Annotated in this window: 17 protein-coding genes; 13 read left to right on the top strand and 4 right to left on the bottom strand. The window is 63.7% G+C overall.

The window, feature by feature from the left end; translation table 11 throughout:
• The first annotated feature begins 119 nt into the window (after positions 1-119).
• The gene (locus tag AC4FS3_RS01390; protein ID WP_491019039.1) at positions 120-1,733 is read left to right on the top strand and encodes a GMC family oxidoreductase; all 1,614 of its coding nucleotides are present in this window, start codon (positions 120-122) and stop codon (positions 1,731-1,733) included.
• Here the strand turns inward: AC4FS3_RS01390 and pdxR are convergent.
• A complete protein-coding gene (gene pdxR / locus AC4FS3_RS01385) occupies positions 1,730-3,241 on the bottom strand; it encodes a MocR-like pyridoxine biosynthesis transcription factor PdxR (RefSeq protein ID WP_491019038.1) in 1,512 nt (503 codons plus the stop codon). The genes AC4FS3_RS01390 and pdxR overlap by 4 nt on opposite strands.
• A gap of 148 nt (positions 3,242-3,389) precedes the next feature.
• On the opposite strand from pdxR, the gene AC4FS3_RS01380 reads away from it, so the two are divergent.
• The 5 genes from AC4FS3_RS01380 (at position 3,390) to AC4FS3_RS01360 (ending at position 8,635) form a co-directional block, all read left to right on the top strand.
• Complete coding sequence (locus AC4FS3_RS01380) at positions 3,390-4,508, top strand: mandelate racemase/muconate lactonizing enzyme family protein (protein ID WP_491019037.1); 1,119 nt, start codon at positions 3,390-3,392, stop codon at positions 4,506-4,508.
• Positions 4,509-4,652: 144 nt separating this feature from the next.
• Positions 4,653-5,741: an extracellular solute-binding protein gene (locus tag AC4FS3_RS01375; RefSeq protein ID WP_491019036.1), complete on the top strand. Its 1,089-nt coding sequence runs from the start codon at positions 4,653-4,655 to the stop codon at positions 5,739-5,741.
• A 73-nt stretch (positions 5,742-5,814) separates the two neighbouring features.
• Complete coding sequence (locus AC4FS3_RS01370) at positions 5,815-6,891, top strand: ABC transporter ATP-binding protein (RefSeq protein WP_491019035.1); 1,077 nt, start codon at positions 5,815-5,817, stop codon at positions 6,889-6,891.
• A 3-nt stretch (positions 6,892-6,894) separates the two neighbouring features.
• Positions 6,895-7,764 carry an ABC transporter permease gene (locus AC4FS3_RS01365; protein WP_491019034.1) on the top strand — a complete coding sequence of 290 codons (870 nt, stop codon included), beginning with the start codon at positions 6,895-6,897 and terminating at the stop codon, positions 7,762-7,764.
• A 4-nt stretch (positions 7,765-7,768) separates the two neighbouring features.
• Positions 7,769-8,635: an ABC transporter permease gene (locus tag AC4FS3_RS01360; RefSeq protein WP_283176642.1), complete on the top strand. Its 867-nt coding sequence runs from the start codon at positions 7,769-7,771 to the stop codon at positions 8,633-8,635.
• A gap of 21 nt (positions 8,636-8,656) precedes the next feature.
• On the opposite strand, the gene AC4FS3_RS01355 is transcribed toward AC4FS3_RS01360, so the two are convergent.
• A complete protein-coding gene (locus AC4FS3_RS01355; RefSeq protein ID WP_491019033.1) occupies positions 8,657-10,726 on the bottom strand; it encodes a bifunctional aldolase/short-chain dehydrogenase in 2,070 nt (689 codons plus the stop codon).
• A 114-nt stretch (positions 10,727-10,840) separates the two neighbouring features.
• Between AC4FS3_RS01355 and AC4FS3_RS01350 the strand changes: the two genes are divergently transcribed.
• Entirely contained in the window at positions 10,841-11,815 is a 975-nt protein-coding gene (locus tag AC4FS3_RS01350) for a sugar-binding transcriptional regulator (RefSeq protein ID WP_491019032.1), read from the top strand.
• Positions 11,816-11,832: 17 nt separating this feature from the next.
• On the opposite strand, the gene mtnA is transcribed toward AC4FS3_RS01350, so the two are convergent.
• Together mtnA and mtnK are read right to left on the bottom strand one after the other, a co-directional pair.
• Positions 11,833-12,939: an S-methyl-5-thioribose-1-phosphate isomerase gene (gene mtnA, locus AC4FS3_RS01345; RefSeq protein ID WP_491019031.1), complete on the bottom strand. Its 1,107-nt coding sequence runs from the start codon at positions 12,937-12,939 to the stop codon at positions 11,833-11,835.
• Positions 12,936-14,213 carry an S-methyl-5-thioribose kinase gene (gene mtnK / locus AC4FS3_RS01340; RefSeq protein ID WP_491019030.1) on the bottom strand — a complete coding sequence of 426 codons (1,278 nt, stop codon included), beginning with the start codon at positions 14,211-14,213 and terminating at the stop codon, positions 12,936-12,938. Before mtnK ends, mtnA begins: the two co-directional genes overlap by 4 nt.
• Before the next feature lie 189 nt (positions 14,214-14,402).
• Between mtnK and AC4FS3_RS01335 the strand changes: the two genes are divergently transcribed.
• Genes AC4FS3_RS01335 through AC4FS3_RS01310 form a run of 6 tightly spaced genes read left to right on the top strand, consistent with a single transcriptional unit; the run spans position 14,403 to position 21,099 of the window.
• A complete protein-coding gene (locus AC4FS3_RS01335; protein ID WP_491019029.1) occupies positions 14,403-15,911 on the top strand; it encodes a sugar ABC transporter ATP-binding protein in 1,509 nt (502 codons plus the stop codon).
• The gene (locus tag AC4FS3_RS01330; protein WP_491019028.1) at positions 15,908-16,924 is read left to right on the top strand and encodes an ABC transporter permease; all 1,017 of its coding nucleotides are present in this window, start codon (positions 15,908-15,910) and stop codon (positions 16,922-16,924) included. Before AC4FS3_RS01335 ends, AC4FS3_RS01330 begins: the two co-directional genes overlap by 4 nt.
• Before the next feature lie 34 nt (positions 16,925-16,958).
• Positions 16,959-17,996: a substrate-binding domain-containing protein gene (locus AC4FS3_RS01325; protein ID WP_491019027.1), complete on the top strand. Its 1,038-nt coding sequence runs from the start codon at positions 16,959-16,961 to the stop codon at positions 17,994-17,996.
• Between the two features lie 51 nt (positions 17,997-18,047).
• Positions 18,048-18,977, top strand: a complete 930-nt coding sequence (locus tag AC4FS3_RS01320) for a transketolase (RefSeq protein WP_491019026.1) — start codon at positions 18,048-18,050, stop codon at positions 18,975-18,977.
• Between the two features lie 2 nt (positions 18,978-18,979).
• Complete coding sequence (locus tag AC4FS3_RS01315) at positions 18,980-19,981, top strand: transketolase family protein (RefSeq protein ID WP_491019025.1); 1,002 nt, start codon at positions 18,980-18,982, stop codon at positions 19,979-19,981.
• Positions 19,981-21,099: a RuBisCO large subunit C-terminal-like domain-containing protein gene (locus AC4FS3_RS01310; RefSeq protein ID WP_491019024.1), complete on the top strand. Its 1,119-nt coding sequence runs from the start codon at positions 19,981-19,983 to the stop codon at positions 21,097-21,099. Before AC4FS3_RS01315 ends, AC4FS3_RS01310 begins: the two co-directional genes overlap by 1 nt.

Raw genomic sequence — 21,099 nt, 5'->3', positions numbered from 1 at the left:
GCGCCGGGCCGCAAAGCCCGGACTGGTCGGGTGAATGGTCCGGTCATTTCACCGCAATGGCTTTTCCTGAACCGCGCGGCAAGCGATAAGCCTCTGACCGGGATCAGATCGGTGGGATCATGGCTACGTTTGACTATATCATCATCGGGGCTGGATCGGCCGGCTCGGTTCTGGCGGAACGGCTGAGCGCTTCGGGCAGGTTCTCTGTCCTGGTTCTGGAGGCCGGTGGCAGTGACCGGCGGTTCATGATCCGGATGCCGGCAGGCTATGGCCACAGCTTTTACAATCCGAAGGTGAACTGGTGTTTTTGGACCGGCCCGCAAGCGGCGCTGGCCGGGCGGCAATCTTACTGGCCGCGCGGCAAGGTGCTGGGCGGGTCTTCCTCGATCAATGCGATGGTCTGGGTGCGCGGTCAGCACAGCGATTTCGACGACTGGCAGGCACATGGCAATCCCGGCTGGGGCTGGGATGATGTGCTGCCGCATTTTCGCGCGATCGAGACCTGGGAGGGCGGCGAGGATGCCTGGCGCGGTGGTTCCGGCGGGGTGAAGGTCGGGGAAATGGGCGCTTCGGTGCATCCGCTCAGCCAGGACTGGCTGGCGGCGGCGAAAAGCGCGGGGTTCAGCGAGACCCCGGATTACAATGGCGCGACGCAGGAAGGTGTTTCGATCTACCAGATCAGCGCGGCCAGGGGGCTGCGGTCTTCCTCGGCCACGGCCTTCCTGCATCCGGCGATGCGGCGCGCCAATCTGCGGGTCGAGACCGGCGCGCTTGTGAACCGTCTGACGATCTCGGAGGGGCGTGTTACGGGTGTTGAATACACGCGGGATGGCCAGGTCATGACCGCCACGGCGCGGGCCGAGGTGATCCTGTCTGCGGGCGCGGTGCTGTCGCCGGTGATCCTGCAACGGTCCGGCCTCGGGCCGGGGGCGCTGTTGCAAAGCCGGGATGTGGGCGTGATCCGTGACCTGCCGGCGATTGGCGCCAATCTCCAGGACCATCTGGGGATCGACTATCTCTTCCGCTCGAAAGTGCCGACGCTGAACACGCAACTCAGACCCTGGCTCGGGCGGGCGATGCTGGGGCTGCGGTATCTCTTGCTGCGCGATGGCCCGCTGGCGATTTCGGTCAACCAGGCGGGTGGCTTCGTGCGCTCGCGCCCCGGGCTCGACCGGGTGGATCAGCAGCTTTATTTCTCGCCGGTCAGCTATTCAAAGCCGACGCCGGGCAGGCGGAGACTGACGCTGCCGGATCCGTTTCCGGGGTTTTTCATCGGTATCCAGCCCTGCCGGCCGCAAAGCCGGGGCCGGATCAGTCTGGCATCAACCGACCCGAATGCGCCGCCTGTGATCGAGCCGGATTACCTTTCCGCCCCGGGAGATATGGAGCAGATGCTTGACGGGGTGCGGCTGATCCGGCGCATTGCGGAACGCCCCGAGATCGCCCGCTATATCGAGGCCGAGATGCAGCCCGGCCCGGATATCAGCGATGAAGAGGCGCTGATCGACGATATCCGCGCCCGCGCTGGCAGCGTGTTCCATGCCTGCGGGACCTGCCGGATGGGACCGGATGACGGAACCAATGCGGTCGATTCGAAGCTGCGACTTTACGGGATCGAAGGGCTGCGGGTGGTGGATGCCTCGGCCTTCCCGAATGTCACCTCAGGCAATATCAACGCGCCGGTGATCATGCTGGCCGATCGCGCCGCAGCGATGATCCTCGCAGACCGTTAACCAGTTTCACCGGCGATCTGCGCTTCGAGCACCGAGGCGAGTACCCCGACCCCGCGCTGGATCGTGCGGGGCGGCACCGCCGTCACCCCCAGCACCAGCCCGGCGGGGCAGGGGTCAGGGCCAAAGCGAAAGCGGTCAAGGCCCGAGACGACCAGCCCCGCCGCCTCGCAGGCGCTGACCACGGCGGGCTCGGACAAAGCGGGATGCCGGAACGTGCCGATCCGGTGAAACCCCGCGGCGGGCGAGGCCCGCAATTCCATCAGCCCGTCAAGCCGGGTCGCCGCAGCCTCGGCAAAGGCCATGTGGCGCGCGGCATAGATCTCGCGCATCCGGCGCAGATGGGTGGCGAAATGGCCCTCGGCGATAAAACGGGCCAGCACAGCCTGGCTGTCAGGCGAGACGCCTTGCAGGAAGGCGCGCGAGACATGCGAGAACACATCGACCAGCGGTGGCGGTGCGATGTAAAAGCCCAGCCGCAGCGCGGGAAACAGGTTTTTGGAAAAGGTGCCGACATAGATCACCCGATCTGCACGATCCGCGCTTTTCAGCGTCGGCAGCGGTCGCCCGTCATAGCGAAACTCGCCGTCGTAATCATCTTCGATGATCCAGCCATCGCAGTCATAAGCGGCGCGCAACAGCGCCGCGCGCCGCGCAAGGCTCATCTCGGCCCCGGTCGGATGCTGATGCGAGGGCGTGACAAAGGCCAGCCGGAACGCAGGCGCGCGGGCAAGGCCGGCGGCCACATCCAGCCCCTCGTCATCGACCGGAACCGGGATCATGTCAGCCCCGCAGGCGATCAGGCTGTTGCGGGCCCCGATGGCGCCGGGATTCTCGAACCAGACCGGATCGCCGGGGTTCAGGAGCACGCGGCCGATCACATCAAAAGCCTGCTGGGCGCCCGCCGTGATGAAAATCTGTTCCGCCTCGCAGGCGATGCCGCGATTGGCGCGCAGGTGATCGGCAATGGCGCGGCGCAGATCGGGATCGCCCTCGGGTTCGGCATAGCCAAGGATATGGTTGCGCGACGATCTCCAGTGGCTGGCGGTAAGGCGTGCCCAGATCGCCAGCGGGAAACTGTCGAAATCGGGCAGGCCGGTGACAAAGGCGCGGGGCTGACGCGGATGTGGAAGGCGCTGGTGAAAGCGCTGCGACGCAGTGTCGATGGCGGTCGAGAGCCGGGCCGTGCGGGCCTCCGGCGGCGGCTCGACGCCGATGATCCCCTGCGGCAGCCCCGCCCCGGCCTGGGCCGAAACGTAGGACCCCGATCCGGTCCGCGCCTCGATCAGCCCTTCGGACAAAAGCCGGTCATAGACTGCCACAGCCGTCGTGCGCGAAATATCGAGATCCTGGGCGAGGCTGCGGCTTGACGGCAGGCGCCGCCCCGGCGACAGGTCACCCGCAAGGATCAGCCCACGCAAAGCCGCACAGACCTGCAAGGTGATCGAGGCCTGCAGGCTGCGGTCGATGCGCAGACCGAAGAGCAACTCTCCCGATGAGCGTTTGACCAAATCCTTGCCCCTTCCCACGGTCGTCCGGCCGCAACCGGCTTCCGACAATTTCGAAAGTGGACCTTATCCGACGCACCTGGCCCGGGGCAATCTTGTCGCGACAGACAGGCCCGCTGCAAGAGGCCAGCCTTAAGAGAGGACCGTCCCCGTGAAGATCACCCGTATCGAGACCTTTTCGTCGCGCTATATCGGTTTTGTCCGGATCACCGATGCCAGTGGCGCCACCGGCTGGGGCCAGGTCTCGACCTATCATTCCGACATCACCGCCCAGGTGCTGCACCGCCAGGTGGCGCCCTGGGTGCTGGGGGTGGAGTTTGACGATCTGGATGCGCTGACCGACAAGGTGTTCGAGCGCGAGCATAAATTCCCCGGCTCGTATCTGAAGCGCGCCATTGGCGGGTTTGACACCGCGCTCTGGGATCTGCGCGGCAAGCAGGCTGGTCTGCCGGTCTGCGCCCTGATCGGCGGCAGCCCTGGGCCATTGCGCTGCTACGCCTCGTCGATGAAACGCGACATCACGCCCTCGCAGGAGGCCGAGCGCTTCCGCCGCCTTCAGGGCGAATTCGGTTTTGACGCCTTCAAGTTCCGCATCGCCGCCGAATATGGCCATGACGTCGACGAATGGCCGGGAAGGACGGAGGAGATCATTCCGACCATCCGGAAGGCGCTCGGGTCTGATGCTGCGCTGCTGGTCGATGCCAATTCCGGCTTTTCGCCGAAGCGCGCCATCGAGGTTGCGGATATCCTTCTGGACAACGGGATCGAACATTTCGAGGAACCCTGCCTTTACTGGGAGCTGGACCAGACCGCCGAAGTCACCCGCGCACTGGCTGAGAAACCCATCGCGGTCACCGGCGGCGAGCAGGATTGCGAGATGCCGGTCTGGCGGCAGATGATCACCGACCGCGTGGTCGATATCGTACAGCCCGATATTCTCTATCTGGGCGGCATCAGCCGCACGCTCAGGGTCTGCGAAATGGCGCGCGCGGCGGGCCTGCCGGTCACCCCCCATGCCGCCAATCAGGGCTTGGTGACGCTGTTCACGATGCATCTTCTCCGTGCCATCGAAGGCGCGGGAAAATATCTCGAATTCTCGATCGAGGGGCCGGATTACTACCCCTGGCAATATGGGCTTTACACCGAAGACCCCTACCGGGTCGATGCGGGTCGCGTCACCGTCAGTGACCGGCCCGGCTGGGGGGTGGAAATCGCCCCGGAATGGCTGGCGAAATCGGCCTGGCAGATGTCAGACATATCGGATCTCTGAGGCTGCGGCGCGGGCTGGCGAAAGCGGCCTCATGTTTCATCGAAAGTGGACCTTAGCCGCTGTCACGCCGGGCCACATAGTCAGAGCTTATAAAACACGAGCGGGGCCAGAGATGCCCTGCCGGATCAACATAGGGAGTGAACAATGACTGCCAGGACAACCCTGATTGCACGGCTGCTTGCCGCGTCCGCCTGCGCCACCGCCCTTTGCATCGGCGCAGCCCAGGCCGAGACGCTGCGTCTCCTGACCTGGGGCGGCTATGCGCCTGACAATGTGATCGCGCTGTTTGAAAAAGAATATCCCGATATCAAGGTCGAGGTGACGCTTTCCAACAATGAGGAAATGGTTGCCAAGCTGCGGGCGACCGGCGGCGCGGGATTCGATCTTGCACAGCCCAGCCATGACCGGATCTTTGCGGCGCAAAGCGAGTTCGAGATCTACAAGCCGCTGGATCTGACGCAGATCGAGACCGGCAAGATGCAGGCCAACCTGCTGGAGGCCGTCAAAGCCAATACCACCATCGATGGCGCCGTCTATGCCGTGCCGCATCAATGGGGGACGTCGGGCCTTGTGGTCGATGTGACCAAAGCGGCGGATGTGAAGGACTGGTCCGATCTGTGCAAAGAGGAGCATAAGGGCAAGACCTCGATGCGCCTGCGCCGGACGATCCTTCTCGGGATGGGCTTCTCGCTCGGCTATGATCCTTTCGCGCTGTACAATGACACGGCGGCCTATAGCGAGATGCTCGACAAGGTGGCCGATAAGATGATCGCCTGTAAATCGGTGATCAAGACCTATTGGAATGGCGGCGACGACCTCTCGACGCTCTTGCTGTCGGGCGAGGTTGTGGCGTCTGAATCCTGGGATTCCACCGCGTTCAAGCTTTATGGCGAGAACCAGAACCTTGTTTATGTGCCGCCGGCTTCGGGCGCGCTGACCTGGATCGACACTTTTGTGATCCCGGCCAAGGGCCGCGCCGATGACGCCGCCTATAAGTGGATCAATTTCGTGATGCGCCCGGAGATTGTGACCATCATGTCGGATTCGACCGGCGCGATTGCTGCGGTCGAGGGCGGGATCGAGCTCCTCCCCGAGGCGAAGAAGGCTGCGGTCAAGCTGGCCTTTGACGATGCGGCCATCGCGAATATGAAGTTCTTCGCCAATATCCCTCCGGGGCTGGAAGATATCGAAGGCAAGGTGCTGGAACGTATCAAAGCCGCTTCGGGGAACTGAGCGACCCCTTATGACACCGGGACAGGCGTATCCCCGCCTGTCCCCGCCGCCATTTACCTGTCACGAGCCCCCTATGCATGATCTGGAATGTGTGAACCTGACCAGGGTTTTTGGTCGCCACAGGGCGGTGAACGAAGTCTCTTTCACCGTGCCGCGCGGGTCTTTCTTTTCGATCCTCGGGCCATCGGGCTGTGGCAAGACCACGCTGATGCGGATGATTGCAGGGTTCGAGACACCGGATTCCGGCGATATCCGCATCAAGGGCAAATCGGTGCTCGACGTGCCGCCGAACAGGCGTTCGGTCAAAATGGTGTTCCAGCATCTGGCGCTGTTTCCGATGATGAATGTCGGCGAGAATATCGCTTATGGTCTGAAATGCAGGGGCGAGAGCCGTTCGGAAATCGCGCGTAAGGTCGAGGATGTACTGGCGCGGATCGGGCTGCCGGGGGTTGCAGAAAAGCAGGTCGCGCAGCTTTCGGGCGGGCAAAAACAACGTATCGCCATCGCGCGTTGCATGGTGCTGGAGCCGGATGTCCTTTTGCTGGATGAACCGCTTGGTGCGCTGGATCTGAAACTGCGCGAGCAGATGAAGATCGAGCTGAAGCTCTTGCAGCATCAGTTCAACACGACCTTCCTCTACATCACCCATGACCAGTCCGAAGCGCTGGTGATGTCTGACACTGTCGCGGTGATGAATGCCGGTCGGTTCGAGCAGATCGGCACACCGAAGGAATTGTATAACCAGCCCGGCTCGGGCTTTGTGGCGGGCTTTGTCGGCGACACCAATCGCTGGGCTGGCCGGGTGACCGGGGTCAGTGGCGACGAGGCGCGGATCGCGCTGGACCAGGGACCGGAGATTATTGCCCGTCCGGGCGCGACCCTGGCCGCTGGCAGCCGCGCCGAGGTGTTCATCCGCCCCGAAACGCTGTCTCTTGCCCCGATCGAAGGGGCGAACCATGTCTCCGGCACCGTCGACAGCCTTTTGTTCAATGGCGCCAATTCGCGGATCCTGTTGCGCAGTGGCGAGCGGCTGATCGAGATTGCCCAAGGCGTGATGGATGCCACCACCCCGGTCGCGCGCGGGGACAGCGTGACCGCCAGTTTCCGCCCAACGCATGCGCTGGCCTTCCCGGCGCCAGAGGCGGGGTGAGGGATGAAAAGCTCTGACGCCAGCCGGCTGACGCTGATCCTGTTGTTCACGCCCTTTGCGCTGTGGATCATCCTATTGATCATCCTGCCGCAGATCGGTGTCGGCTGGCTTAGCCTGCGCGAGAAACTCGGGCCCCGCGAATATGCGTTCGGCTTCGGCAATTACCTCGATTTCTTCCGCGAGCCGATCTACTGGAACACGCTGTTGCGCACCGCCTGGATCTCGGTGCTGGTCACGATCCTTGCGCTGTTCATCGGCTTTCCGGTCGCCTGGTATATCGCGAAAATCGCACGGCAGCGGTCGCGCGCGGCCTTGTTCCTGATGTGCCTGATCCCACTCTGGGTGTCGGATCTGGTGCGCGCTTTCGGCTGGATCCTGTTGCTGCGCGAGACCGGGATCATCTCGGGCGCGCTGCAATGGGCGGGGCTGAGTTCGGGCCCGGTCGAGCTTTTGTACAATGACATCACCGTCGTGATCGGCATGGTCTATACGGTGGTCCTGTTCATGATCGTGCCGCTGGTCTCGACGCTGGACGGGATGGACAATGCGCTGCTTGAGGCCGGTTACAATCTCGGCGGCAGCCGGATCACCGTGTTTCGTCGCATCGTCATTCCCTATGCCATGCCGGGGATCGTCGCGGGCTGCATCATCACCTTCATGCTGGCGGCGGGCAGCTATCTGACGCCGATCCTTCTGGGCGGCAAAAACTCCATGTGGTTCACCGAGCAGATCTACGAGCAATTCGTCACCCGCTATAACTGGGAATCCGGCGCGACCTTCGGCGTGCTTTTACTGGTCTTTACCTCAGGCGTGGTCTGGCTGGGGTTGCGGCTGACAGGGCAGAACCTTGCCTCGACCGTGGCGAAGGAGTGAGCAGATGAACGTTGCCGCCCCCCGCTCCGGTCTGATGCGTGGCCTCTATATCGGCTATATGCTGGCGTTTTTCTTCTACCTTGCCGCGCCGCTGGTCGCCGCCGCGATCTTTGCTTTCAACGACTCGCAATTCCCCGCGCTTCCCTGGAAGGGGTTCACGCTCGACTGGTTTTTCGGTCGTGAAGAGCCGGTGATCGGTCTGTTCCATGATCGCCGTCTGATGGCGGGGCTGATCAACTCGCTCTGGATCGGGCTGATCGTCTCGGGCCTGGCGGTCGTGATCGGCACCTGCAATGCGTTCTTGTTCGAACGGAAGAGCTTCCCGTTCAAAAGTGCGCTTTACGTGCTGATGATCGTGCCGCTGGTGATCCCGGGCGTGATCCTCGGTATCTCGATCCTGGTGTTTTCCAGCATGATCGCCAATGGCGTCAGCGATGCCTTCTGGTGGGAATGGGATTTCCTGCGCCCCGGCGTGTTGCTGGTGATCCTGGGGCAGCTTTCTTTCCTCGTGACGATCACCACGCTGGTGATCTCGGCCCGGCTGCGCAAATTCGACATCGCGCTGGAAGAGGCGGCGCTGAACCTTGGCGCCTCGCGTGTCAGGGTGCTGGGGACAGTGACGCTGCCATACCTTACCCCGGCGCTGTTTTCCGGCTTTGTGGTCGCTTTCCTTGTGTCCTTCGAGAATTTCAACACAACGCTGATGCTGGTCGGATCGGACGCGCCGCTGACCATCACCATGTATGACCGCATGGTCAAAGTCGGCTCGACGCCGGTCCTGAATGCGGTTTCGGTGTTCCTGATGGTCGGATCGGGGCTTTTGGCGCTGGCCAGTGTCTTTGCGCAGCGTCCGCGGCGCGGCGAGGGCTAGGCCCCGCCGCGCGCTTTTGCGTCAGCGCAAAGCCGCTTCGATATTGCCGCCATCCACCGTCATCACATGCGCGGTGGTGCGGGCCGATGCGGCCAGCGCAGTAAAAGCCTGGGCTACATGGCCGGCCTCGACCTCGCGGCCCAGGAGGTTGCCGGCCATATAACTTGCCTCATCCAGCCCCCGCGCGGCGGACCGCGCCGCGATCATCTCGCCGGTCAGAAGGCCAGATCGGATGCGGTCGGCATTGATGCCATTCACGCGGATGCCCTCGGCCCCCAGTTCCAGCGCGAGCTGGCGCAAAAGGAAGAAGGTGGTGGCCTTGGGCAGGCCGTAAGCGCCGAAGTTTTTGCCCGGATTCACCGCCTGTTTCGAGACATTGATCAGGATCTGCCCGGCATCGCCCGCGCCGCGGGTGCCGCGCGCGGCGGTCTGGGCGCGGAACACCGCGACCGCCGCCTGGGCAAAGGCCTGATGTGCAAAGAAATTCAGCTCAAAGCTCTGGCGCAGCGTGTCATCGGGCAGCGTCGCGATCTCGCCATTGATCGCGGCACCTGCGTTGGACACGAGGATATCCAGCCCGCCGAAGCGCGCCACACAGGCCTCAACCGCGATCTCTGCCGCGCCTTTGGCGGTGATGTCGCAAGCGATGCCGCCATGATCGCGGCCAAGCGCCTTCAATGCGGCGTCAAGCAGCGCCTCGTCGCGGTCGACAAGGAAGATCGCAGCGCCTTCCGCCGCGAAAGCCCGCGCGGTGGCAAGGCCAATCGCCCCCGCGCCGCCGGTGACCAGCACCACCTTGCCCTGAAAGCGCGGCGGCTTGCCCTTGCCCAGCTTGGCCTGTTCCAGCGACCAGTATTCCATCTCGAAAATGTCGCGCTCGCCGATCGGATAGAACCCGCCAACCCGCTCGCCATCTGCCATCACGCGGGTGGTCTGGCTGCCGATATCGCCGGCGATCCGCGCCGCTGCGGCAGTGGCACCGATACCGACCACGCCTTCGCCCTCGATCCAGGCAAGGCCGGGCATCGGTGAGAGCATGGTCTTCGGCGTTGCGGCAAGCGGCGCCTGGCGGTCGAAATAACCCGCGTAATCTGCAGCGAAATCCGCCACCGCCTGGCGCAGCGCCTCCGGCCCGCCTGCAAGGATCTCACGGGTGATCACCAGCGGATGGCCCTTGGTGCGGATGACGTGATCCGGGGTCGCCACGCCGCGTTTCGCAAGCGCGGCGTGGTCGTCGCGCAGCGTAAAGGCGCGGACCGCATCATCGGCGCGCAGGTCGAGGACCGGCAGGCCTGCCGCCTCGGGCAGGCAAGAGGCCAGCGCGCCGCGCAGAGATGCCAGCGTCTGCGCCAGTTGCGGCGGCGGCAAGGCTGCGCCCGGATAGACCGGGCCGGGGCGGCGCTGCGCGAGCCAGGCCTCGACCTCATTCGTATGAGAAATCAGCCGGTCGTAAGAAGCTTTCGCCCCCGGCCCCCAGGTGAAATGGCCGTGATTGATCAGCAAAAGCCCTTCGGCTTCGGGATTGCGGTCATAGGCATCTGCCGCCGCTTTCGCCAAAGCAAAGCCCGGCATGATATAGGGCAGAAGCGTCAGCCGGTCGCCGAAAATCTCGCGCGTGGCGGCCTCGACTTCGGGCAGGTTTGCCAGCGTCAGGAAGGCGGTCGCATGGGTGTGATCGACATATTTATGCGGGATCCAGGCGTGGAGCAGCGTCTCGACCGAAGGGTTCGGGCCGGTGCTGTCCATCAGATTGGCGCGCTGCACATCGACCATCGCTTCGTCCGACAGCGCAGCCAGGCCGCGCAGCCGTGCCAGCGGCGCCATTCGCACGGCGGGCAGACCCGCGGCCTGGATGGTCTCAAGATCCCAGCCCGAGCCCTTCACATGCAGCACATCAACCGTGTCGCCGTAAACATCTACGGCCTCAGCCTTCATCGAGGTATTGCCGCCGCCATGCATCACCATATCCGGGTCGCGCCCGATGATGCGCGAGGAATAGACCCTGAGTGCGAGTTCCCGCGCCGCCGGGTCAGACCCTGCCGCCTCCTGCAATGCCCGCGCCTCGGTCTCATTCCAGAGATTCGTTCTCATTTGCACCCTCCCCGGTGGATCCGTAATAGCAGCCTGTCCAAAGGCAATTGCACGATCATCCGGCATTGTCTACAAATGTCAAATATACCTGTCAAACGTTGAATGAGGCCAGAGGTGAACAACACAGCCAGGCGGCGCACAATCGGCCAGGTCAGCGGCGAGAATGCCGTGATCGAGGTTGCCTGGCTCTATTATCACGAGGGGCTGAACCAGAAGGATATTGCTGAAGCGCTGGGGATTTCGCGCGCGACAGTGGTGAATTACCTGCAGGAGGCGCGCGAGCGCGAGCTGATCCGTATCACGCTGGCGGCGCCTGCTTTCACCACGCATCGGCTGGCTTCGGATCTCTGCCGCCGCTTCGGGCTGAAAGCGGCCTATGTGGTGCCCGATGAGGGCGCCAGCGTCGAGGATGCCTTTCGCCGGGTGGTGAAGGGCGCGGCGCTCTGGCTGCCGGATCTGCTGGCGCCGGGCGACAATCTGGGCGTGGCCTGGGGGCGCACCGTCTATGATCTTGCCGAGGCGCTGGAGATCACCCGCACCGAAGAGATGACCGTGTTGCAGCTGGTCGGCTCGATGGCCACGCCTTACGGCTTTACCGCCGAAGCCTGTTCGACCCGGCTGGCGCAAAGGCTGGGGGCGCGCTGTCTCAACCTCCACGCCCCGGCGATCCTGTCGAGCGCGGATCTCGCCCGCGCGCTCCGGGCCGAGCCGATCCTGCGGGTGCAGCTCGATGAGATCGAAAAGCTGAACAAGCTTTTGTTCTCGGTGGGCACCGCGAGCGAGGACAGCCATATCGTGTCGAGCGGCCTCGCCACGATGGAGGATCTGGCGCATTACATCCGCAATGGCGCGGTGGGGGTGATCTGCGGCCGGTTTGTCGATGCGCAGGGCCGCGCGATCCCGGGCCCGATGGAAGACCGCATGATCGGCATCCCGCTTGAACGCCTGACCGGGCTTGAGATGGGCATCCTGGTGACGCCGGGCCATGACAAGGTCGAGGCGACGATGGCCGCGATCCGGGGCGGCTATGCCACCCATCTCGTCACTGGTCTTACCGTGGCCGAGGCTTTGCTGGCGCAGGAGCTGTAACCCCGCGCCAGGCTGATTCAGCGTTTCAGCGCGGCTGATTTCAGATCGCCGAACATTGCCTCCATCGCTGCCGCATCGGCGGCGACCACGCCGCGCTCGGTGATCAGGCCGGTCACCAGCGCTGCCGGGGTCACATCAAAGGCCGGATTGCGGCCGCCGGTGCCATCGGGGCTGATCTGCACCTGGATGATCCTGCCCGAGGCATCTTTGCCCTGGACATGGGTGACCTCGGTATCGGAACGCTCTTCGATCGGGATCTCTTTCACGCCATCAACCACCGTCCAGTCGATGGTCGGCGAGGGCAGCGCGACATAGAACGGCACGCCATTGGCCTTTGCCGCGAGCGCCTTGAGGTAGGTTCCGATCTTGTTGCAGACATCGCCCTGCGCCGTAGTGCGGTCGGTGCCGACGATCACCAGATCGACCTCGCCATGCTGCATCAGATGGCCGCCGGCATTGTCCACGATCAGATCATGGCTGACGCCCGCCGAATTCAGCTCCCATGCGGTCAGCTGTGCGCCCTGGTTGCGGGGGCGGGTCTCATCGACAAAGACATGCACCGGAATGCCGGCCTCCACCGCGTGATAGATCGGCGAGGTTGCGGTGCCCCAGTCGACCGTTGCCGGCCAGCCCGCGTTGCAATGGGTCAGGATATTCACGGTCTGGCCTGGTTTCTTCGCGGCGATCTCGCGGATCAGCGCGAGGCCGTGTTCGCCGATGCGACGGTTGATCTCGACATCTTCATCGGCGATCTCATCGGCGCGTTTCGCGGCTGCCGCCGCGCGCTCCCCGGGCGTGAGCGGGCGCAACACGCGGTCCATCTCATCCAGCGCCCAACGCAGGTTGATCGCGGTGGGCCGCGTCTCATGCAAGACCTCCCAGGTCTCGGAAAGCGAGGCGTCTGAGGGGTCCCGCGCCATCTGATCGGCCACGCCATACGCCGCCGTTGCGCCAATCAGCGGTGCACCACGCACCCACATATCGCGGATCGCGACGGCATATTCGTCGCGCGTGGTCAGCGGCACGATGCGCAATTCATGCGGCAGCCAGCGCTGGTCGATGATCATCACCTGACCTGACGCCTCGCGCCAGATGGAGCGGTAGGGTTTGCCATTGATTTTCACAGGTGGTTCTCCAGGCTGATGCGCCGCGCGAGGTCAAGCACGGCAGGAATTCCGGTCAGGCCATTGCGGCCATGGATCAGTGCGGTGCCAAGCGCGAGGGCACGGGCCTCGCAGCCGGCGCGGGTGGCCTCGTCGCTGATCCGTTCGAAATCGGCGTTATGGGCGAGGCCGAGAATGCGGCGATGCATCTCGACACCGCAGAAGCCAAGCGCGTCACGCCAGATCATGCCAAGCCGTTCCGCCCGCGCGATCTCGCTCGCCAGGCCGTGGCCCTGATCCTCATACAGCGTGGCCTGGTAGAGGATGCCGGTGCGTTCCTCGCGCCAGAGCCGGGTGAATTCTGCCTCGAACGCGGTCCAGACATTGGCGGTGACCGACAGCAGCCAGTCCTGATACTCCGCCCGTGTGCCCGCGCCGGTCTCATGCCCGGGCTGCGCCATATAGGCCATCAGAAAGTTCGAGATAAGCATGCCCACATCAAAGCCGATCGGGCCATAGGTGGCGAATTCCGGGTCGATGACGCGAATGTCGTCGTCTGAAACCATGATCGAGCCGGTATGAAGATCCCCGTGAAGCATGGTTTCGGCCTGGGCGGTGAAACCCATTTTCAGATGTTGTACCGCGACTTTCAGGGGCAGATCGGCCTGGATACGGGCAATGGGGCCCTCCAGCCCGGGCGTATGATGGTTCAGCTTTGCATTGAAGTAGGGGTCGGAAAAGACAAGGTTTTCCGTGATGTCGCAAAGTTCGACATTGCCTGCAAACAGCGCCATATCGGCCTTTTTCGCGGCCGGGTTCATCGAGAGATCCGAGCCCCGGAACAGGGTGCGCGCGCAAAACTCGCCCAGCCTTTCGCCCAGCCCGTTATAGCGTTTGCCCTGGATCAGCCCATGGCGCAGGATGATATGCGGGGTCAGGAATTCCATGACGATAATGGCCTGGTCCTCGTCGAAATGCCAGACTTCGGGCACCGCACCGGGGTCGCGCGCCTCCTGCCGGATCAGCGCGTTATATTCAAAAAAGCTGCGTTTCAGCGGCAAGGGCCAGGATTCGCCCACCAGCCGCACATAGGGCAGCGCCTGTTTCACAATCGCCGCGCCTGCCGCGCCGCGCAGGATGAAAACAAGGTTCAGGTTGCCATCGCCGACCTCTTCGACCCGCCAGCTGTCGGGGGGGCCAACGCGGCTGGTCAAAAGGCTCAGCCCGCCCAGACGGGACGGCAATGTGCTGGGGGTCAGCGCCTCATATTGCGACGCAGTGTCTGACGGATTCACGGCTTTCTCCTCCCGCAGGTGATACGCCGGAGCTGGCCCGGCGCACCAAATCTTGCCCTCCGGAGCGCGGATTCCTCCTCCCGCATCCCGGGGTTCCGGCTAAGGATTTCCATTCTTGCGGCATTTGTCAAACATTATTGACATTTGAATAATCGAGACGCTAGCCTCGGGTCGGGAGAGGAGACCATCGTGCCGCAGGACGCCATCGTTATCACGGGGCTGACCCGTTCTTTTGCGCGCAATCATGTGCTCCGGGGGGTCAATCTGACCCTGCCGGCGGGCAAGGTGACTGTGCTGATGGGGGCGAACGGGGCGGGGAAATCCACTCTGGTCAAGATCCTTTGCGGGGTGCAGCGCCGCGATACCGGCGAGATCACGCTGGGCGGCCAGCCCTTTGATCCGCCGGACCCGGCCAGTGCTTTGCGCGCCGGGGTGGTGACCGTGCATCAGAACATCAATGATGGGGTGGCGCCGGATCTCGATGTGGCGTCGAATCTTTTGCTCGACGAGCTGGCGGCGGGATCGTCTTTTTTCCTCAATGCCCGCCGGATGCGCGCGGAGGCACGGCGGATTGCCGGCGCCGTGGGGCTGGATGTCGATGTCACGCGCCCAGTGCGCGAGCTGAGCCTTGCGGACCGGCAGCTGGTTTCCATCGCCCGCGCCATGTCGCATCGCCCCCGGCTTCTGATCCTGGACGAGCCGACCTCATCGCTTTCGGCGACAGAAACGGAACGGTTGTTCATTTTGATCGACCGGCTGAGGGCCGAGGGTGTGGCGATCCTCTATATCTCGCATCGCATGTCCGATATCCGGCGCCTCGCCGACCGGATTGTCTCGATGCGGGACGGGCAGATTTCCGGCCAGTTCGAGGGCGAGACCCTGGATTATGCCGGTGCGGTACGCGCCATGCTGGGCCATGAGATCACCGAGGTCGATATCGACATACCGCCTCAGGGCAGGGCGGTGATCGGGGCGCGCGCGCTGCGGCTCCGGCCCGATGCGGTGCCGTTCGATCTGAGCCTGCATGAAAATGAGGTCGTGGCGATCACCGGCCTTGTCGGGTCGGGGAAATCGCTGCTGGCCGAGGTGCTTTTCGGTGTCTCACGCGCGCATGGCGGCACGGTCACCCTGGACGGCGCGCCATATATGCCGAAAAATCCGGGCGCGGCGGTGCAGGCGGGAGTGTTTCTTTCGGCGAAAGACCGGCTTTTGAATGCGGTGATCCCGGAATTCGACATCACCCGCAATATGGTGCTGCCATTCCTGTCGCGCCATACCGGGCTGCTGTCGCTGCTGCGCCCCGGGTCGGAACGCGCCACCGCGACCAGGATGATCGGCGAGATGGGCGTTGTGTGCCAAAGCCCGAAAGACGGGATCCTCACGCTCTCGGGCGGCAATCAGCAAAAGGTTGTGGTCGCGCGCTGGCTGGCCGAGGCCTCGCGCCTTCTGATCCTTGATGAGCCCTTCCAGGGGGTCGATATCCAGGCGCGCCGCGACATCGGCCGCCATATCCGTGCCAGCGCCTCTGGCCGCGCCACCCTGGTTCTATGTGCCGAGATCGACGAGGCGCTGGAAGTGGCCGACCGCATCCTTGTCATGAGCGAACATTCGATCATCGGCGCCCATCGCAATCAGAATATCGACCTTGGCCTTGTCATGGCGCAGGTCACCGAATCCGCCGCAGGAATGCCTTCATGAAAAAAGACTTCAATCTGACCGATTTCGCGATCCGCTACGGGTTCCTGATCCTGATGGCCGGGCTGGTGATCGGCTTTTCCATTGCGCAACCGGCCTTCCTGACCGCGCGCAGCGGCGTCTTCATCCTGCAATCGGTGGCGATCACCGGCATCCTGGCGCTTGGCGTGACGGCCACGCTTGTGGTGGGCGGCTTTGACCTTTCCATCGGGGCGGTTGCGACCTCTGCCCTGATGCTTTCGGCCTATACGATGGTGATCTGGGATCTCGGCGCGGTCGAGGCAGTGGTGTTCTGCCTGGCGATGGGCGCCTTTGTCGGCCTGATCAACGGATTGCTGATCGTCAAGATGCGGGTGCCGGATCTTCTGGCCACGCTTGGGATGATGTTCCTGCTGATGGGGTTGCAGCGTATCCCGACGGAAGGAAATTCCATCTCGACCGGCATGTCGCTGCCCGGGGGCGGCACCGCGAGTGGCACATTCTCGCCCGGCTTCCTGATGCTGGGGCGGCACCGGCTGGATTTCATCCTGGAGGATCTGGTGCCGCTGTCGGTGGTGTTCCTGATCGTGATTGCGTTCCTCGTCTGGGGGTTTCTCGAACTCACCCGCCATGGCCGCGTCATGTATGCGATCGGGTCTAACGCAAAAGCGGCGAGCCTTGCCGGCATTAACGTCAATTTCTACCGCATTCTGGCCTATGTGATCTCTGGCACGCTGGCATCGTTCGGAGGCATCCTGCTCGCGGCGCGGCTGGGGCGGGGCGATGTGGCCTCGGGCAACAACCTGTTGCTCGATGCCGTGGCCGCCGCGCTGATCGGCTTTGCCGTGCTGGGCGCGGCGAAGCCCAATGCTTTCGGCACCGCCATCGGCGCGCTGTTTGTCGGCATCCTGTTGCAGGGCCTGACCATGCTGAACGCACCTTATTACACGCAGGATTTCATCAAGGGCGCCGTGCTGGTCGTCGCCCTCGTCTTTACCTTCGCGCTTTCCGGTCGGGGAGGCCGGGCGCGCGGCTGAGCGAAACGGACAACAAAGAAGAGGGAGGAAAACCATGTTTTCAAGACGGGTGTTTGTGGGCCTGATGGGCGGTATTGCCCTGATCCCGGGCCTCGCGATCGCACAGGATGTGCCGGCGCCATTCGACAAGCCCGCCGATGTGAAGATCGCGCTGGTGCGCTATCTGTCCACCGGCGATTTCTTCCAGGCCTATCTCTCGGGCGTGGAAAAGCAGTCAGAGGCCCTCGGCGTCAGCCTTCAGGTCTTCGATTCGCGCCAGGATGCGGCGCTTCAGGCCGATATGGTTGATCAGGCCATCGCGCTTGGCGTTGACGGGATCATCATCCAGCACGGTCTGACCGAGTCGATGAAAGAGGCAGCGCAGCGCGCGGTTGATGCCGGGATCAAGGTTGTGGCCTTTGACGTGAATGTCGAAAACGCCGCCATCCCGCAGGTCGAACAGTCTGACCGCGACCTGGCCCGTCTGGCGCTGGAACAGGCGATCAAGGATCAGGGCGAGACCTGGACCGCCGGTTACGTCTATGTCCCCGGCATCGCGCCGCTCGACCGCCGTGATGAGACCTGGAAAGAGTTCAAGGCGAAATATCCGGGCATCACCGAAAAGGCGATGTTCGGCACTATGGACAACCCGATCGCGAATTCGGTCGCGAATCAGGCGCGCTCGGTGCTGTCGGCCAACCCCGATATCCAGGTCGTCTTTGCCCCCTATGACGAATTCGCCAAGGGCGTGAAAATCGCTGTGGACGAGGCCGGCATGGGCCAGGATGTCGCGATCTATTCGGCGGATGTTTCGACCGCCGATATCGCCCTGATGCGCGAAGACGGCTCCAGCTGGAAAGCCACTGCCGCGACCAACCCCGCCGTGGTGGGCGAGGTCTCGGTGCGCACCCTCGCGCAGCTTCTGGCCGGTGAGACGGTCGCGGCCCAGGTCATCGTGCCGCCGACCCTGATCACCCAGGCCGATCTGAACGAGCTCGACATCTCGAATATGGAAGAACTGGGCGCGAAGATGCCGGCTTTCGTCCATGCCGAAGTGTCGGTGAGCCCCTGGATGAAGCTCCCCGCGCGTTGACCTGACCGGGGCCGGCCTGTCCGGCCCCGATACAATTCGATGAGGCCACAGATGCAAAACTCCCGTACCACCGAAGATGTGGCCCATGGCATCCGCTGCCGTGTGTTCGAACATTCGATGCGCAATAATGGTGGCTATCTGAGCCAGGCCTGTTCCGCCGCCGAGCAGCTGGCGTTTTTGTATAACGAGGCGCTGAACCTTGGTCCTTCGACCATGCCGCTGGTGCCGCCGCCCTTTGCCGGGGTGCCCTCGGCCGCTAACCATGATTACCGCACCGGCGCAGGCTATAACGGCCCGTTCGACGCCGTGCATGACCGGCTTTTCATCGCGCCCGCGCATTACGCGCTGGTGGCCTATGCCTGCCTGATCGAGGTCGGTCGCATGGCCCCCGAAGGGCTTGAGATGTTCAACCAGGACGGGTCATCCGTCGAGATGATCGGCGCCGAACATTCCCCGGGGATGGAGGTGCATAACGGCACTCTCGGCATCGGCCTGTCGACCGGCGCGGGCCTTGCCTGGGGGCGTAAGCGCAGGGGCGAGACCGGCGAGGTCTGTGTCTATATGTCGGATGGCGAGGTCCAGGAGGGCCAGACCTGGGAGGCGGTGCAGGCGGCATCGCATCACGGCATCGACAATCTCTGGGCGCTGATGGACGTGAACCGCCAGCAATGCGACGGCGCGATGGATTCGGTGATGACCGTCGGCGATATCGCTACCAAATTCCGCAATTTCGGCGCTGTGGTGGCCGAGGTCGACGCCCATGACCTGACTGCGCTGCGTCAGGCCAAAGCGACCCCGCATGAGGGCCAGCCGCTGATCATCCTTGCCCATTCCAGTCCGACAAAGGGCATGGAATTCCTGATGAAGCGCTTCCCGCGCCTGCATTACGTGCGGTTCAAATCTGACGAGGAACGCCGCGAAATGAACATCGCCATTGCCGCCGAGCTTGGCATCGCACCTGTCGACCTGGGAGGGCACTGAAGATGGAAATGGTGAACCGCCCCTATGCAAAGGCCTTCGAGGACTACGCCGTGCAGCACCCCGAGGTTCTGTGCCTTTCCGCCGATCTGACCTCCAGCTGCGAGATCGACGGCTTTCGCGACCGCCATCCGGACCAGTTTCTGTCGCTTGGCATGGCCGAACAAAACATGCTGTCCTTTGCGGGCGGGCTTGGTCTGGCGGGGTTCCGGCCTTTCCTGCACTCGTTCGGCGTGTTCCTTTACCGCAGGCCCTATGACCAGCTGATGGCCTCCATAGCCTATCCGCGCCGCCAGGTGCGGCTGATGGGGTTTCTGCCCGGCATCACCACGCCAGGCGGTATGACGCATCAGGCAATCGAAGACATATCGGTGATGCGCACCATCCCCAATATGACTGTGCTTGAGGCCGGGGACGCGACCGAGGTCGAGAGCATCGTCGCCGCCGCCGACTCTGTCGATGGCCCGGTCTATTGCCGCATCCTGCGCGGCGCGGTGCCGCGTCTGTTCGACACTCCGCTGGAAATCGGCAAGATCCGCGTTCTGGCGGAAGGGACCGATGTGGTTGTCATCACCGCCGGTATCACCACCGAAGAGGCGATCCGGGCAAGGGCCGCTCTGGACCGGGCCGGGGTTTCCGTGCGGCATCTGCATCTCAACACCCTGAAACCTTTCGATGCGGCGACGATCATCGGTCATGCAGAGGCGGTGAAACACGGCGTCATCACGCTGGAAAACCACCTTGTCACCGGCGGTATCGGCTCGATGGTGGCCGAGGCGCTGGCAGAGGCCGGGCTTTCGCGCCGCCTGATCCGGCTCGGGCTGCAGGACACCTATGCGCATGGCGGCTCGCGCCCCTATCTCATGCGCTATTACGGCATGGATGCGCTGAGCCTTGTTCGCGCGGTCGAACGCCTGACAGGGCAGCAGACCGGCATTGACGAAGACGCCCTTGGCGCGGTCCGGGTCGAGGCGGTGCATTCAGTGGTCAAGGCCGAGGCGCTTTGATGCGCTTTACTGTCACCTACCGTCTCCGCGCGGGCGACCTCGCCGAGGCCCGCAACCGCGCCGAAGGCATCGCGCTGGAACAGACGGTCGAGATCCCGCGCGCCGTGGTGCCGCAGGGCTATGTCGAAGATGAGATCCTTGGCCGGGTCGAAGAGACCGGCACGCTGTCAGACGGCGTCTTTCAGGCGAAAATCTCCTATTCGCCAGACAGCGCGGGGGATGAGTTCAGTCAGTTCCTGAATGTGGTTTTCGGCAATTCTTCGATCCAGCAGGGGATCCGCGTGACGGGCATTGATCCGGGTGAGACGATGCTGGCGCGCTTTCCGGGCCCGCGTTTCGGCATCAAAGGCATCCGCGCGCGGTGCGGGCGGGCAACCGGAGGCATGATCGCGCCGGTGCTGAAGCCGATGGGCCAGCCACCTGCGGCCTTTGCCGCGCTGGCCGCGGGCGCTGTGCGCGGTGGGGCTGACATCATCAAGGAAGACCACGGGCTAGCGGGCCAGGCGGCAGCACCCTTCGAGGCACGGGTCGAAGCGGTGGCGAAGGCTGTCGCAAAGGCCAACGCCGAATATGGGCGTAGTGCCATCTATATCCCGAACCTCTCCGGCCCGGCGGATCAGATCGAGGCGCGGCTGCGCTTTGCAAAGGAGGCCGGGGCGGGCGGAGTGATCGTGATGCCGGGGCTTCTGGGCTTTGGCCTCGTGCACCGCATCGCGCAGGATGCGGGCCTTGACCTGCCGGTGATGACGCATCCGTCTTTCCTCGGCCCCTGGGTGCTTTCGCCCGATACCGGCATGGATCACGGCGTGATCTTCGGCACGCTTCAGCGGCTGGCGGGCGCGGACATTTCCGTTTTCCCGAATGTCGGCGGGCGGTTCGGCTTTTCCGCGCCCGAATGCCTGCAAATCTCCGATGCCTGCCGCGCGCCCGACGGACCGGGGGCGGCAATGCTCCCCAGCCCCGGTGGCGGGATGAGCGTGGAGCGTGCCGCTGACATGGTGCGGATGTATGGCCAGGATGTCGTCTATCTGCTGGGCGGCAGCCTGCTGGCCGATCCGCCGAACATCCATCTTGCCGTGAGCGCGATGCGCAAGGCGGTGGATGCGGCAGAGAGCTGA

The sequence above is a fragment of the Pseudogemmobacter sp. TB195 genome (genome assembly GCF_058313095.1).
This window is presented reverse-complemented; position numbering and strand designations above follow the sequence as displayed.